Origin of the sequence: Streptomyces sp. NPDC045470 (assembly GCF_040646595.1) — a bacterium.
In the GTDB taxonomy this organism is placed as follows: Bacteria; Actinomycetota; Actinomycetes; order Streptomycetales; family Streptomycetaceae; genus Streptomyces.
In genome coordinates this window covers 41,862-55,092 of record NZ_JBEZAN010000012.1, presented here as the reverse complement: position 1 = coordinate 55,092, position 13,231 = coordinate 41,862, and the positions used below count along the sequence as shown (strand labels likewise).

Here is a 13,231-nt window from a genome sequence, read left to right as displayed (position 1 = left end):
CACCCTTTCGCCCACCCACTCGGAGCACCCGTGCACGCCATGCAGTACACCGTCACCCTCCCCGCCGACTACGACATGGGGGTCATCCGCAACCGGGTACGGACCCGGGGGCATCTCCTCGACACCTGCGCAGGGCTCGGGATCAAGGCGTACGGCATCCGAGAACGCGGTGTCGACGGTTCGCCCGTCAATCAATACGCGCCGTTCTACCTCTGGGCCGATCCCCTGGCGATGAACCGTTTCCTGCTCGGCGACGGCTTCCGCGGCGTGATCCGCGACTTCGGCCGCCCCGAGGTGCGGCACTGGACGGGCGTCCACCACGAACGGGGACCGTCCGCCGGAGCGGTGCCGGGCTCCTTCGTCCGCCGCATCCAGCCGCTCGCCGAGGTGACGGATCCGGCCACCGCCGTGGCGGAAGCGGTGGCGGGTCAACGGCGGCTGGCCCGTACCGACGGGGTGCACACCACCGCCCTCGCGCTCGACCCACGGCACTGGGAACTGGTGCACTTCGCCCTCTGGGAAGGCACCGCGCCCGCATCGGACGGGGAGCACTTCGAGGTGCTGCACCTGTCCGCGCCGGGGGCCGGGCAGCTGCCGACCGGGGCGCGGTGGTGAACGCGCGTCGGCAACCCGCCGTCCGTACGGTGTCGGGAGACGTCTCCCCCGCTTCGCTGGGCCTCTGCGACGCCCACGACCACCTGTTCCTGCGCAGCCCGCGGCTCCCCGGCCAGGAACTCGACGACACCGGCGCGGCGGCGGCCGAGCTGCGGGCCTTCCGGGAGGCGGGCGGCGGCACGGTGATCCAGTGGACGCCGTACGGAATGGGGCGGCGCGCCGGTGAACTGCGGCGGCTCGCCGAGGATTCAGGGGTGCGGATCGTCGCGGCGACGGGGCTGCACCAGGCGGCGCACTACGCGCCCGAGGTGCTGGAGCGGGTGGGGGCGAAGGGCGGTGCGACCGGCTCCGGCGGGGGCTCCGTGGACCTGGCGGCGCTGTTCGTGGCGGAGTTGACGACGGGGATCGGGAGCTGGTCCGGGAGCCGCGGTGACGGCCGTACGGATACGGCCGGCGGCGCCGACGCGCGCCCGAGAGCCGGCCTGATCAAAGTCGCCGGCGGCTTCCACGGCCTGGACGCGCACGCCCGGTACACCATGGCCGCCGCGGCCGAGGCCCACCACGCCACCGGCGCCCCCATCGGCGTGCACCTGGAACTGGGCACCGGGGCCGAGGACGTCCTCGACCTGCTGTGCGGGAGGCTGGCGGTACCGCCGCGGCGGGTCGTCCTGGGCCATCTCAACCGCGCCCCCGACCCGGTGGCCCACCGGTCGGCCGCCGCCGCCGGGGCCTATCTGGCGTTCGACGGGCCGTCACGCGCCCACCACGCCACGGACTGGCGGCTGCCCGACGCGCTGGCCACACTCGCCGACGCCGGGTACGGGGACCGGCTGCTCCTCGGCGGCGACACGACGACGGCGGCGGCCCGGTCGGTCAGCGGCGGGCCCGGCATGCCCCATCTGCTGCGCCGCCTGCGGCCGCGGCTCGAACTCGCCCTGGGCGCCGAGCTGGTACGGAACATCTTCACGACGCATCCGGCCCGCGCGTTCGCGGTGGAGTGGGAGCAGGCGGGAGGCGCCGGAGACCGGCGGGCGGGCGGCTGAGGCCGGTGGGGGGACGGCCGAAACCGGAGGGGGGCCGGCTGAGGCCGGTGGGGGGCCGGCTGAGGCCGGTGGGGGGGCCGAAACCGGTGGGCGGACGGCCGTTGTCAGTGGGGCGGGTGACAATGGCGGCAGCGTGAACCGCCGGCCACTGGAGGGACCGTGGAACACCTGGGCATCCTCGCGCACAGCGCCGAAGGGGCGGCGCTGTGCTTCCGGGCCTTCTGCCAGGAGGCGTCCGCCGAGCTGGGGGCGTACGGCCATCCGGACGTGACGCTGGACTGCATCAGCATGGCGCGGTCCATGCCCGCCTGGGAGGCCGGCGACCACCACTCGGTCAGAGCGACACTCGCCGAGAGCGTCGCGCGCCTCGCTCGGGCGGGCGCGGACTATTTCGTCTGCCCGGACAACACCGCCCACCTGGCCCTCGAACTGCCCGGTGAGGAGCTGCCGCTGCCCGGCCTGCACATAGCCGAGGTGGTCGCCGAACGCGCCGCCCGGGACGGGTACCGGCGCGTCGGCGTCCTGGGCACCGCGTACACGATGGACGGCCCGCTCTACGGGCGCGCGCTGGGCTCCCGGGGCATCGCGGCCGACGTACCGGACGAGGACGACCGCCGTACCGTCCACCGGATCATCTTCGACGATCTGGTGAACGGCGTCTTCTCCGAGCCCGCCCGCCAGGAGTACCTACGCGTCATCGAGCGGCTGTCCGCACGGGGCTGCGACGCGGTCGCCCTCGTGTGCACGGAGATTCCGCTCCTGGTGACACCGGAGGTCTCGCCCCTGCCGACGCTGGACTCGACGCGGCTGCTGGCCCACGCGGCCTTCGAGGCCGCCGTCGGCCGACGGGCCGTACCGCTGTGGCGGGGAGGGCCGGCCGGGGCGGAGGTCAGCAGGTGATCCTGCCCTTGCGCAGTGCGTGGCCGTCGTCGTTGCTGTCGTCGGACCAGTAGACGGGCTTCGAGCCGGCGACGCATTCATCGGCGCCTGCCAAGGTGAAGCCCTCGTTGTTGTAGTTGGGCATGCCGGCGGGGCGGTTGTGGACGGCGGTGGTGGTGAAGGTGCCGGTGGAGGTGGTCTGCAAGGTGCGGTGCTGTCCCTTGCAGGTGTCGTCGCAGACGGCCCACAGGCGGGCGGCCCGGGGCTCCCACTGCAATTCCATGATGCCGCTCATGCCGCTGCTGAAGGACGCGACGCGGGTGAAGGCGCCGGAGTCCTCCAGGACGTAGCCGTGGATCATGCCGGTGCCTTCGACGCCGGTGAAGAACACGCCGCCGCCGTGGGGGCCGTACCGTGCCGGGGCGTAGGCGGCGCCGGTGGAGGCGTCCTTGAAGGCGGCTCCCGTCAGGTAGGCGTCGGGGACCCAGGTGATGCCCTCGAAGCCGAGGTTGGAGCCGACGGGAGGCAGGTCGGAGGTGAGGTCCCACTCCTTGGTGGCGGTCAGAATGGAGCCGGTGCCGGAGACGTCGTATCTCAGGACGGACAGCCGGCTGGCGCCGGAGGCGTCGCCATCGCGCTCACTGGCGACGAAGACACCGGCGGCGGCTCCGCTGCCGGTCACGGTCACGCCCTCGCTGTCGGGACGTCCGGAACCGCCGGGAAAGCGCAGGGCCTTGCCGGAGGCCCAGCCGCGGCCGGTGTCGGGCGTCCAGCCGCCGGAGGCGTCACGGACCAGGCGCCACAGCTTGCCGCTGTTCTGGGCGGCCCACATGATGTCGCCGTCCTGGTAGAGGCCGCTGAGGTCCTCGCCGAACACGTTGGCGGCGTCGGCGTGCGTCACGGCGCCGCTGCCGGGCCACGCCGTCGGCGCGCTGCCGTTGCCACCGCAGCCGTTGGCGGCGCCCAGGGTCACGTCGGCCGCCTTGAAGGCGCCGGTGCCGTCGGGGCAGCGTGACCAGGAGGGGGCGGAGTGTCTGCGCCAGGAGAAGCTGTCGACGAGAGTCTTGGCGTCCGGCAGATACAGGCGGGCCCGGTCGTCCGAACCCAGCCCGGATGCGCCGTGGACGTCGAAGGCGCGGAAGGCACCCGCGGCCAGCTCGGTCCCGGAAGCGATCGTGTACTTCGAGCCGTCCTTGTCGTCCTTGAGGACCCAGCCCGAGATGTCGACCGTCGCGGTGCCCTTGTTGTACAGCTCGATCGAGTCCTCGACGCTCCCGGTGGTCACCACCTCGTTGATACGGATGTCACCGGCCGGGGCCGCATGGGCAGGCGGGACGGCCGTCGCACCGGCCAGCACCGATCCGGTGACGAGGAGCAGGGTGAGAGCACGGTGCCGGCGGCGCGTACGTGATGCGGTCACGGTGTCCGTCCAGGGGTCGGGAGGAAGGGGCGGCACGACGGTCCGACGCGGACCGGTCGGGACGCCTCCCGCCAGGTGGACGGCACCTGAAGGAAAGCCGAAGGATGCGCGAAAGGCACGGGCGACGGCCGGTGGTTGACCACCCGTCAGCCCTGGTCGGCGGGCGTCCACCACCGTCCGCCGAGGAGTGGGATTTGCACCAGCAATGTCACGTGACGCACCAACACCGCATGCACGCGCCCCCACCCTTGCATGTGTGATTTACGCAACGGCCGGATCGGGAACTGACACTCGGTGCTACCGCGAGGTAAGTGAATCCCCGCAGGTCCAGAGCCCGGAGGGGGCCCGAGGGACCGGTGGGGAGATGCCGTACGGCCCGCGGTGCCGGGCCGGACTGCGGCATCACGGCTGCCACTGGTGTCCGAGAGGGCTATGAGGGCGGTCACACCGAGCTAATCTGTTGCCTCACCTCCGGCCCTGGCGGACCAGCTCGCGGCTCCCGCGGGGTCGCGATGAAACCCGGCCCCGGACCGGAGGTGATACCCGATGGACTCGTGTCCGAAGGGGTGCTGCTGTACTCGCTGTTCGTGGGAGGGCTACTTTCGGAAGGCGCGCTGGTTCAGCCCGCTGTACGCGGCGTTGAAGTTCCTGCGTGAAACCTTTCAGCACTTCCACTGAGCAGCAGTAAGGCCCCGGCTGAACACCGGGGCCCCTGCAGCCGGGTCCTGCCTCCGCCGGTTGAGCGCCAAGGGGGCAGGGCCCTTCATGCCTGCGCGCCGCCCGGAGTCGCGGACCGTGAACTTCCCGGTCCACACCACCGGACAGGCGGTTGATGCACCCATCTTGCCCTGCCCGGCTGGGCATTTCGAGCGGCGCGCACGCTCCATCTTGCGTGAGCGGCGGCCAACCGAGTGTCATACGCACTGTTCAAGCGGCGTCGCCGGAAGACCTGTGGCTCACATCACGTCCCTCCGGGGTGGCATGGACCACATGAGATTGCGAGGAAAGCCGTCGAACACGCGACCGTGCCCATGCCGTTCAGGCAGGGCCGTCTTCCCGGTCTTCCCCCTCCAGGACCACCAGCGGATCGTCCAGCACCGGCTGCCACGCCAGCTCCGCCGCGCCGACCAGGCTGTTGTGGTCGAGCGTGCACGGCAGGATCGGCACGCCGCCGCTGCGTCCCCACAGGCTGCGCTCGGCGACCACGGCCCGCAGCCGTTCCGGGTCGGCGCCCAGAAGTTCACGGTGCAGGCCGCCGAGGATGATGCGGTCGGGGTTGAGGATGTTGACGAGTCCGGCGATGCCGAGGCCCAGCCGGTCGATCAGCAGGTCGGCGGCGGCCCGTACGGACGGGTCCTGGTACTCCTCGCGGAGCAGGTCGGTGGCCTGCCGGAGCAGCGAGCCCTCGGGGCCGGGTGCGCGGCCCGCGGCGCCGAGGAAGGCGAGCGGGTCCGCCTCGACGTCCAGACAGCCGCGGCTGCCGCAGTGGCAGGGCGCGCCCTCCGGGTTGACGGTCAGATGGCCGACCTCCAGGGCCAGGCCCGAACTGCCGCTGTGCAACCGGCCGTCCAGGACCAGCGCGCCACCGACGCCCCGGTGCCCTGAGGCGATGCACAGCAGGTCGCGGGCGCCACGTCCGGCGCCGTGCCGGTGTTCGGCCAGTGCGGCGAGGTTGACATCGTTGCCGGTGAAGCCGACCGCGGCGGTGACTCCCGGGACGCCGGCCTCGGCGAGGGCGCGCCGGAAGAGCCGGCGTACGGGGGCGCCCGAAGGCCAGGCCAGGTGCAGGGGGTTGAGCGCCTCGCCGTCGGGTTCGGCGACGGCCGACGGGATGGCGAGCGCCGCGCCGAGGCAGCGCCGCCCGGTCCGTTCGAGCAGCCCGGAGCCCGCCGCCACCGCTTCGGCCAGCACGTGCGCCGGGTCGGCGGGGATCGTGCCGCAGCCGCTCACGGTGGTCACGATCCGTCCGCCGAGGCCGACCAGCGCGACGCGGTAACCGTCGGCGTGGATCTGCCCGGCGAGGACGACGGGACCGTTCTCGTCCAGGAACAGGCGGTGGGAGGGGCGGCCTTGGGACCCCGCCGAGGAGGTGGGGCGGGAGTCGACGACGATCAGCCCGAGCGCTTCCAGCTCCGCCGCCACCGCGCCCGCGGTCGCCCGGGTCACGCCGAGTTCCGAGGTCAGGACGGCACGGGTGGGTGCGCGCCCGGTGTGTACGAGCTCCAGTGCGGGCCCGAGAGCGCTGCGGCCCCGCTCCAGCCTGGTTGTCCGAGTGTGGGTCACGTCCCCATTCTTGCTTTGTACCAGCGGTAAACAAAATACGGGCCACCCTTCCGCGCGGGAAGGGGCGGGCCACCCTCCGGGAGCGCCGCTCACACCCCGCCCGGCCTGTGGGGCGCGTCCCGTTCGGCGGCAGGCCGCGTCCCGTACGGCTACTGCATGGCGCGTACGGGCACGTACGCGGGAGTCGATACACCGATACCGGGTACGCGACCTGTCGGAAGGGACCGTATGCGGACCATAATTGACTGCTTGGTCACGGATTCGGCCAGGGAATCCGGCCGGAGGACACCGGCGCGCGGGACGCGCACCCCGGAGCCACCCGGCCACCCCGACACCTGGGGGCTGCATGAACGTCACACCTCGGCTGCGCGGACCCGCGCGGCTGATGTTCGGCAATCCGGTCTCGCTCGGCTACCTCGCGCTGGTGCTCGCGGCGGCGCTCTTCGCCGTGGTGGACCTGGCCTTCGTACAGCACGAGGACGCCTCCTTCTCCGGCGTCTGGGTGGCATTGCTCACCGCTCCCACGGTCTTCCCGCTGTGGCTGGCCGGTGACGCGCTGTGGGGCGGAGCCGGCTCGCCGCAGTGGTACCTGATCCTGACGCTGGTCGCCGCCGCGCTGGTCAACGCGCTGTTGCTCGGGGTGATCCACCGGGCGCTGCGCGGGCGCCCGGTCAGGCGCGGGACCGTTGTCAGTGGCGGCTGGCACACTCAGCGGCATGGAGAACACTGACTTCACCGAGTCCCTGGAGCGGGACGGGCAACTCCTCGCGGACGCCGCCGAGAAGGCCGGGGCCGACGCGCCGGTCCCCACCTGCCCGGAGTGGCGGGTGCGCGATCTGCTCTCCCACACGGGCCGGGTGCACCGCTGGGCGACGGATTTCGTGACGCAGGGCCTCCAGCAGCCGGCCCGGTTCCCCGAGGCCCCGGCGCTGCCCGACGATCAGCTCGCCGACTGGCTGCGCGACGGCTGCCGGACGCTGGTGCGGGCGCTGCGCTCGGCCCCGGCGGACCTGTCCTGCTGGACCTTCCTGCCCGCACCGTCCCCGCTGGCCTTCTGGACGCGCCGCCAGGCGCACGAGACGGCGGTGCACCGCGCCGACGCGGAGGCGGCGCTCGGCGCGGGCATCACCCCCTCCGCCCCCGCCTTCGCCGTCGACGGCATCGACGAGCTGCTCGTCGGCATACAGGCGCGGGAGCACAGCACGATGCGTACGGAGGCACCGAAGACGCTGCTCATACGGGCCTCCGGAGCGGTCGGCACACCCGGCGCGGCCTGGACGGTCCGGCTGTCGGACGCGCCGCCGCGCGCCGAACGCATACCGGGCGCGGCGGCGCCGGGAGGCGCCGCGCTGTCCGGGGCCGCCGCGGCGGACTGCGTGATCGAGGGCCCGGCGCCCGACCTGTACCTCGCCCTGTGGAACCGCCGTTCGCTGGAGGGCATCACCGTCACGGGCGACGCCGGGCTGGCCCGGCTGTGGCAGGAGCGCTCGGGCATCTGACGGTCGCCGTACGACGGAGCAGACGGTCATGGACGGACGTGGGCGGAGGGGGCGGCTGGTCAGGCAGCAGCAGCGGGTGGAACGGCAAGGAGCGGCGCTTTCCCTGCGTGACACCGAAAGTCAGGGCAGCGCATGACAGACTGTCACCATGTCGCCCACCCGCTCCCAGGCCGAACGCGACGCGACGACCGTCGAGATCGGTTTCGCGCTGCTGACCGGCGTGTTCGTGGCCGCCCTCACCTTCGGCGCGGCCGTGATCCCCTTGCTCTTCCTCCGGCTGAGCCGGAACGGTACGGGAGCGCTCCTGGCGGCGGCCGCGAGCGCGGCGGGGGTCGCGTTCGTCTGGCGGGTGGTGCGGGTCCTGCGCCGCTTCGCAGGCCGCCGCGCCGGACCGGGGGCCCTGGCGGAATGACCCCCGGTCGAGGCTCCAGGGCGAACTGACCGTCCTGGGCCACCCCGCACCGTCTCCGACGGACGGCTACCCCAGCCACCCGGGGCGAACGAGCCCCGACTCGTACGCCAGCACCACGAGTTGGGCCCGGTCGCGGGCGCCCAGCTTGACCATCGTGCGGCTGACGTGGGTCTTGGCGGTCAGCGGGCTGACGACCAGGCGGCGGGCGATCTCCTCGTTCGACATTCCGAGGCCGACCAGCGCCATCACCTCCCGTTCCCGCTCGGTGAGCGTGGCCAGGGTGCCGTCCGCGGCCGGCTCCTTGGAGCGCGCGGCGAACTCCGCGATCAGCCGGCGGGTGACACCCGGCGAGAGCAGCGCGTCGCCCTCGACCACGGCACGCACCGCCCGCACGAGTTCCTCCGGTTCGGTGTCCTTGACCAGGAAGCCGGAGGCGCCGCAGCGGATCGCCTCGAAGACGTACTCGTCCAGCTCGAAGGTGGTGAGCATGACGACCTTCACGGCGGACAGCCGGGGGTCCTCGGTGATCTGACGGGTGGCGGCCAGCCCGTCCAGCACCGGCATCCGGATGTCCATCAGGACGGCGTCGGGGCACAGGTCGCGCAGGGCGAGCAGCGCCTCCTCGCCGTCCGCCGCCTCTCCGACGACCTCGATGTCGGGCTGGGCGTCCAGCAGCGCCCGGAAGCCGGCGCGGACCAGCAGCTGGTCGTCGGCGAGCAGTACCCGGATCACGACTCCTCCTCGGTGGCCTGGTCCCTCACCGTATCCGCAGCACGCGCGGCGCCGGGCCGCCCCGGCTCCGGCGGCCCGGCGGGTGTCGCGGGGCGCAGGGGGATGCGGGCGTGCACCCGGAAGCCGCCGTCCGGGCGCGGTCCCGCCTCGACGGTGCCGCCGAGTGCGGCGGCGCGTTCGCCCATGCCGACCAGGCCGTTGCCGCCTCCGGTGACGTCTCCGGCGCGCCCGGCGGCGGCCGGCGGGCCGTCGTCGTCCACCGTGATCTCCAGCGTGCGGGGGAAGTGGCCGAGGCGGACGCGGGCGGTCCGGGCCCCGGAGTGCCGTACGACGTTGGTGAGCGCCTCCTGGACGATGCGGAAGGCGGCGAGGTCGGTGCCCGGGGCGAGTCCCGCGGGCGAGCCGTCCACCGTGACCTCGACCGCCAGGCCGGCGTCCTCGGCCTGCTCGCACAGTTCGGGCAGCCGGCCCAGGCCGGGCGCCGGGGCGCGCGGCGCGGCGCCCGGTGCCCGCAGGGTGTCCAGGACCTGCCGGACCTCACCCAGCGCCTCCTTGCTGGCGGCCTTGATGGTGGTCAGGGCGCTGCGGGCCTGCTCGGGGTCGTCGTCCAGCAACGCGAGGCCGACGCCCGCCTGGACGTTGATGACGGAGATGCTGTGCGCCAGCACGTCGTGCAGTTCCCGGGCGATCCGCAGCCGTTCCTCGTCGGCCCGCCGCCGAGCGGCCGCCCGCCGCTCGGCACGTACCCGTGCGAACTGTTCACGGCGCACGCGCGCCAGCTCGGAGACCGCCACGACCGCCACCACCAAAACCGTGACGAACAGTTGCTCCCCCCAGGCAGCGGGCCCGTCACCCCTCGGCGGCAGCCAGCGGTAGAGCCAGTGGCCGACCAGGAGGTGGCTCGCCCAGACCAGGCCGACGGCGGCCCAGGCGGCCGTACGGTGCCCGGCGACGACGGCCGCGAAGCAGCCGAAGGCACAGAGGAACAGGACCGGGCCGTACGGATATCCCGCGGCGAGGTAGACAGTGGTCGCGAGCGCGGTGCCGAGGGCGACCGTGCGCGGGTGGCGGTGCCGCAGGAGCAGCAGGGCCGCGCCCGCGATCACCAGCACATACGCCGGCAGATCGAGGCCGGCGCGGCCCGGCTGGCCCTTCGCGGCGAACCGGGTGCCGACGAACACGAACACGGTGAACCAGACCGTCGAGATCCAGGGCAGCCGCATGCCGGACCGGCCCACGGGCCCGCCGTCGTCCTCCGCCCGCCACGGCCCCGCGGCCCCGCCGCCTCCCAGCGCCCGCCACCGGCCCGGACGCGGGCCGCCGCAGTGCCGCGCCCACCGCGGCCGTACGTCGTCCATGCCGTCACGCTAGACCGGCACACCGCATGAGAGCGTCAGCCCGGCGCGGTGCTCAGGCGTACTCCCCGGGGAGTAGCCGCCGGGCGGCGACCGCTCCCGACTCCCTGCTCCCCCGTCCCCCTGCTCCCTGCTTCCCGGTGCCCGGCCCCCGCTCCCCGGGTCCCGGCTCCCGGTGCCCGGCCCCTACTTGTCCAACGCCCCCATCGCCCGCCGCGCGACCGGATGCGTACGGACGATCTCGGCCAGCGTGGTCGTCCCCCGGACGATCTTCGCGAAAGCGTGCCAGGCCGGGCGGAAGCCGGTCAGGGCCGCGTGGATCAGGCCCGGGCGGCGGGAGAAGAGGGTGAGCATCCGGCGGCCGACGCCCATCTCCACGCCGAGTCCGGCCTTGATCGCGAAGGCGTAGTTCAGGGCCTGGCGGCGGGCGTCCACCGCGTCGTGCGCCTCCGCGACACGGGCGGCCCACTCCCCCGCGAGCCGCCCGGAGCGCAGCGCGAAGGAGATGCCCTCGCGGGTCCACGGCTCCAGCAGCCCGGCGGCGTCACCGCACACCAGGACGCGGCCGCGGGAGAGCGGCGAGTCCTCGGCGCGGCAGCGGGTCAGATGGCCGGAGGAGATGCTCGGCTCGAAGCCCGCGAGGCCGAGCCGGCCGATGAAGTCGTCCAGGTAGCGCTTGGTCGCGGCGCCCTCGCCGCGGGCCGAGATCACGCCGACGGTGAGGGTGTCGCCCTTGGGGAAGACCCAGCCGTAGCTGCCCGGGATCGGGCCCCAGTCGACGAGCACCCGTCCGGCCCAGTCCTCGGCGACCGTCGGCGGCACCGGGATCTCCGCTTCCAGGCCCAGGTCGACCTGGTCCATCTTCACGCCGACGTGGGCGCCTATCCGGCTGGCGCTGCCGTCCGCGCCGACCACCGCGCGGGCCAGCACCACCTCGCCGTCACCCAGCACCACGGCGACGGTCCGCCGGTCCGGCACCGCCGAGCCGTGCTGTTCGACGCGGGAGACCGTGGCGCCGGTGCGCAGCTCGGCGCCGGCGTCCTGGGCCGTCTTGACCAGCTGGGCGTCGAAGTCGGGACGGTTGATGAGCCCGAACAGCATGTTCTTCGAGCGGCGGGTGCGGGTCAGCTTTCCGTTGAGGGAGAAGGTCACCGCGTGCACCCGGTCGCGCAGCGGCAGGTCGAAGCCGGGTGGCAGCGCGTCGCGGGACGGTCCGATGATGCCGCCGCCGCAGGTCTTGTAGCGGGGGAGTTCGGCCTTCTCCAGGAGCAGCACCCGGCGTCCCGTACACGCCGCTGCGTAGGCGGCCGAGGCTCCGGCGGGCCCCGCGCCCACCACCACGACGTCCCACACCTGCTGGTTTCCCTCGGCTGCGCTGTCGCTGCTCACCTGTGCTTCTGCTCCCGTTCGATGCCTTGCTGCGCGTACCGCCCGCATCCTACGGCGCGCCGTCGGACGCCCTTCCTGTGGGAAGATCGGCCCCACAATCGCCCGTACGTACGGTTGGTCCGGTGCGGTAGAACCGGACGGACCGGCACGTGACCCACGTGTACAACGCCGCGCCCACAAGGAGCGTTCCATGCCTGACAGCCCGCTCGCGCACACCGTCGCCTCGCTGCAGCCCCGGGCCAGGACCGAGCTGGCCGAGCTGGTGGCCTTCAAGTCGGTCGCCGATCCGGCGCAGTTTCCCAGGAGCGAGTGCGAGGCCGCCGCCGAGTGGGTGGCGGGCGCGCTGCGGTCCGAGGGCTTCACGGACGTGGCCCTGCTGGACACCCCGGACGGCACCCAGTCCGTGTACGGCTTCCTGCCGGGGCCGGCCGGCGCGCCGACCGTGCTGCTGTACGCGCACTACGACGTGCAGCCGCCGCTGGACGAGTCCGCCTGGATATCGCCGCCGTTCGAGCTGACCGAGCGGGACGGCCGCTGGTACGGGCGCGGCGCCGCCGACTGCAAGGGCGGTCTGATCATGCACCTGACGGCGCTGCGGGCGCTCAAGGAGCACGGCGGCGTCCCGGTCAACGTCAAGGTGATCGTGGAGGGCTCCGAGGAGCAGGGCACCGGCGGGCTGGAGCAGTACGCGGAGGCCCACCCCGAGCTGCTGACCGCCGACACCATCGTGATCGGTGACACCGGCAACTTCCGGGTCGGCCTGCCGACGGTGACGGCGACGCTGCGCGGCATGACGCTGGTCCGGGTCCAGGTGGACACCCTGGAGGGCAACCTCCACTCCGGCCAGTTCGGCGGCGCGGCGCCGGACGCGCTGGCGGCGCTGATCCGCATCCTGGACTCGCTGCGCGCGGAGGACGGCTCGACGGTCGTCGACGGCCTGGAGGCGGACGAGCGCTGGGACGGTCTGCAGTACGCGGAGGAGGAGTTCCGCAAGGACGCCAAGGTGCTGGACGGTGTCGGGCTGACCGGCAGCGGCACGGTCGCCGACCGGATCTGGGCCCGTCCCGCCGTCACCGTCCTCGGCATCGACTGCCCGCCGGTGGTCGGCGCCACGCCGTCCGTGCAGGCGGGCGCGCGGGCGCTGGTGAGCCTGCGGATCCCGCCGGGCACGGACGCCGTGAAGGCGTCCGAGCTGCTCACCGCGCACCTGGAGAAGGCCGCCCCGTGGGGCGCGCGGGTCACTGTCGAGCAGATCGGGCAGGGCCAGGCGTTCCGCGCGGACACCGACAGCCCGGCGTACGCGTCGATGGCGGAGGCGATGCGGGAGGCGTACGACGGCACCGAGATGCAGACGTCCGGTATGGGCGGTTCGATCCCGCTGTGCAACACGCTGGCCGCGCTCTACCCGCGGGCCGAGATCCTGCTCATCGGCCTCAGCGAGCCGGAGGCGCAGATCCACGCGGTCAACGAGAGCGTCTCGCCGGAGGAGCTGGAGCGCCTCTCGCTGGCCGAGGCGCTGTTCCTCCAGCGGTACGCGCGCCAGTACGAGGCCGCCGGCAACTGAGCCGTCCGCCCGTAGGCCGGCAACCGGGCCGCGCGCCCCG

The 13,231-nt window shown here is 73.5% G+C and carries 12 protein-coding genes; 7 read left to right on the top strand and 5 right to left on the bottom strand.

Annotated elements, in window-relative coordinates:
- The first annotated feature begins 30 nt into the window (after positions 1–30).
- The 3 genes from AB0A97_RS27970 (at position 31) to AB0A97_RS27960 (ending at position 2,558) form a co-directional block, all read left to right on the top strand.
- Entirely contained in the window at positions 31–615 is a 585-nt protein-coding gene (locus tag AB0A97_RS27970) for a DUF4865 family protein (protein WP_361155038.1), read from the top strand.
- Entirely contained in the window at positions 609–1,658 is a 1,050-nt protein-coding gene (locus AB0A97_RS27965; RefSeq protein ID WP_361155037.1) for a phosphotriesterase, read from the top strand. The genes AB0A97_RS27970 and AB0A97_RS27965 overlap by 7 nt, the downstream gene beginning before the upstream one ends.
- Positions 1,659–1,817: 159 nt before the next feature.
- Entirely contained in the window at positions 1,818–2,558 is a 741-nt protein-coding gene (locus AB0A97_RS27960) for an amino acid racemase (protein WP_361155036.1), read from the top strand.
- Here the strand turns inward: AB0A97_RS27960 and AB0A97_RS27955 are convergent.
- Both AB0A97_RS27955 and AB0A97_RS27950 read right to left on the bottom strand, forming a co-directional pair.
- On the bottom strand, positions 2,548–3,957 hold the full coding sequence (locus tag AB0A97_RS27955) for a lamin tail domain-containing protein (RefSeq protein WP_361155034.1): 1,410 nt from the start codon (positions 3,955–3,957) through the stop codon (positions 2,548–2,550). The genes AB0A97_RS27960 and AB0A97_RS27955 overlap by 11 nt on opposite strands.
- A gap of 1,038 nt (positions 3,958–4,995) precedes the next feature.
- Entirely contained in the window at positions 4,996–6,240 is a 1,245-nt protein-coding gene (locus AB0A97_RS27950; RefSeq protein WP_361155033.1) for an ROK family protein, read from the bottom strand.
- A gap of 346 nt (positions 6,241–6,586) precedes the next feature.
- Between AB0A97_RS27950 and AB0A97_RS27945 the strand changes: the two genes are divergently transcribed.
- The 3 genes from AB0A97_RS27945 (at position 6,587) to AB0A97_RS27935 (ending at position 8,151) form a co-directional block, all read left to right on the top strand.
- Positions 6,587–6,970 carry a hypothetical protein gene (locus AB0A97_RS27945; protein WP_361155032.1) on the top strand — a complete coding sequence of 128 codons (384 nt, stop codon included), beginning with the start codon at positions 6,587–6,589 and terminating at the stop codon, positions 6,968–6,970.
- Positions 6,957–7,739 (top strand): maleylpyruvate isomerase family mycothiol-dependent enzyme, encoded by a 783-nt coding sequence (locus tag AB0A97_RS27940; protein ID WP_361155030.1) that lies wholly within the window; start codon positions 6,957–6,959, stop codon positions 7,737–7,739. The genes AB0A97_RS27945 and AB0A97_RS27940 overlap by 14 nt, the downstream gene beginning before the upstream one ends.
- Before the next feature lie 148 nt (positions 7,740–7,887).
- Positions 7,888–8,151 carry a DUF6332 family protein gene (locus AB0A97_RS27935; protein ID WP_361155028.1) on the top strand — a complete coding sequence of 88 codons (264 nt, stop codon included), beginning with the start codon at positions 7,888–7,890 and terminating at the stop codon, positions 8,149–8,151.
- A gap of 66 nt (positions 8,152–8,217) precedes the next feature.
- On the opposite strand, the gene AB0A97_RS27930 is transcribed toward AB0A97_RS27935, so the two are convergent.
- The 3 genes from AB0A97_RS27930 to AB0A97_RS27920 form a co-directional block, all read right to left on the bottom strand.
- Positions 8,218–8,883: a response regulator transcription factor gene (locus AB0A97_RS27930; protein WP_361155026.1), complete on the bottom strand. Its 666-nt coding sequence runs from the start codon at positions 8,881–8,883 to the stop codon at positions 8,218–8,220.
- Entirely contained in the window at positions 8,880–10,106 is a 1,227-nt protein-coding gene (locus AB0A97_RS27925) for a histidine kinase (RefSeq protein ID WP_361155252.1), read from the bottom strand. The genes AB0A97_RS27930 and AB0A97_RS27925 overlap by 4 nt, the downstream gene beginning before the upstream one ends.
- A gap of 318 nt (positions 10,107–10,424) precedes the next feature.
- Positions 10,425–11,627: a geranylgeranyl reductase family protein gene (locus AB0A97_RS27920; protein ID WP_361155025.1), complete on the bottom strand. Its 1,203-nt coding sequence runs from the start codon at positions 11,625–11,627 to the stop codon at positions 10,425–10,427.
- Positions 11,628–11,817: 190 nt separating this feature from the next.
- On the opposite strand from AB0A97_RS27920, the gene AB0A97_RS27915 reads away from it, so the two are divergent.
- A complete protein-coding gene (locus AB0A97_RS27915) occupies positions 11,818–13,191 on the top strand; it encodes a dipeptidase (RefSeq protein ID WP_361155024.1) in 1,374 nt (457 codons plus the stop codon).
- Positions 13,192–13,231: the final 40 nt, after the last annotated feature.

Excerpts from the sequence above, each read along its gene's own strand:
- AB0A97_RS27945 (WP_361155032.1), top strand. The coding sequence starts at position 6,587 with ATGAACGTCACACCTCGGCTGCGCGGACCCGCGCGGCTGATGTTCGGC.
- AB0A97_RS27940 (WP_361155030.1), top strand. The coding sequence starts at position 6,957 with ATGGAGAACACTGACTTCACCGAGTCCCTGGAGCGGGACGGGCAACTC.
- AB0A97_RS27935 (WP_361155028.1), top strand. The coding sequence starts at position 7,888 with ATGTCGCCCACCCGCTCCCAGGCCGAACGCGACGCGACGACCGTCGAG.
- AB0A97_RS27925 (WP_361155252.1), bottom strand. The coding sequence starts at position 10,106 with ATGCGGCTGCCCTGGATCTCGACGGTCTGGTTCACCGTGTTCGTGTTC.
- AB0A97_RS27915 (WP_361155024.1), top strand. The coding sequence starts at position 11,818 with ATGCCTGACAGCCCGCTCGCGCACACCGTCGCCTCGCTGCAGCCCCGG.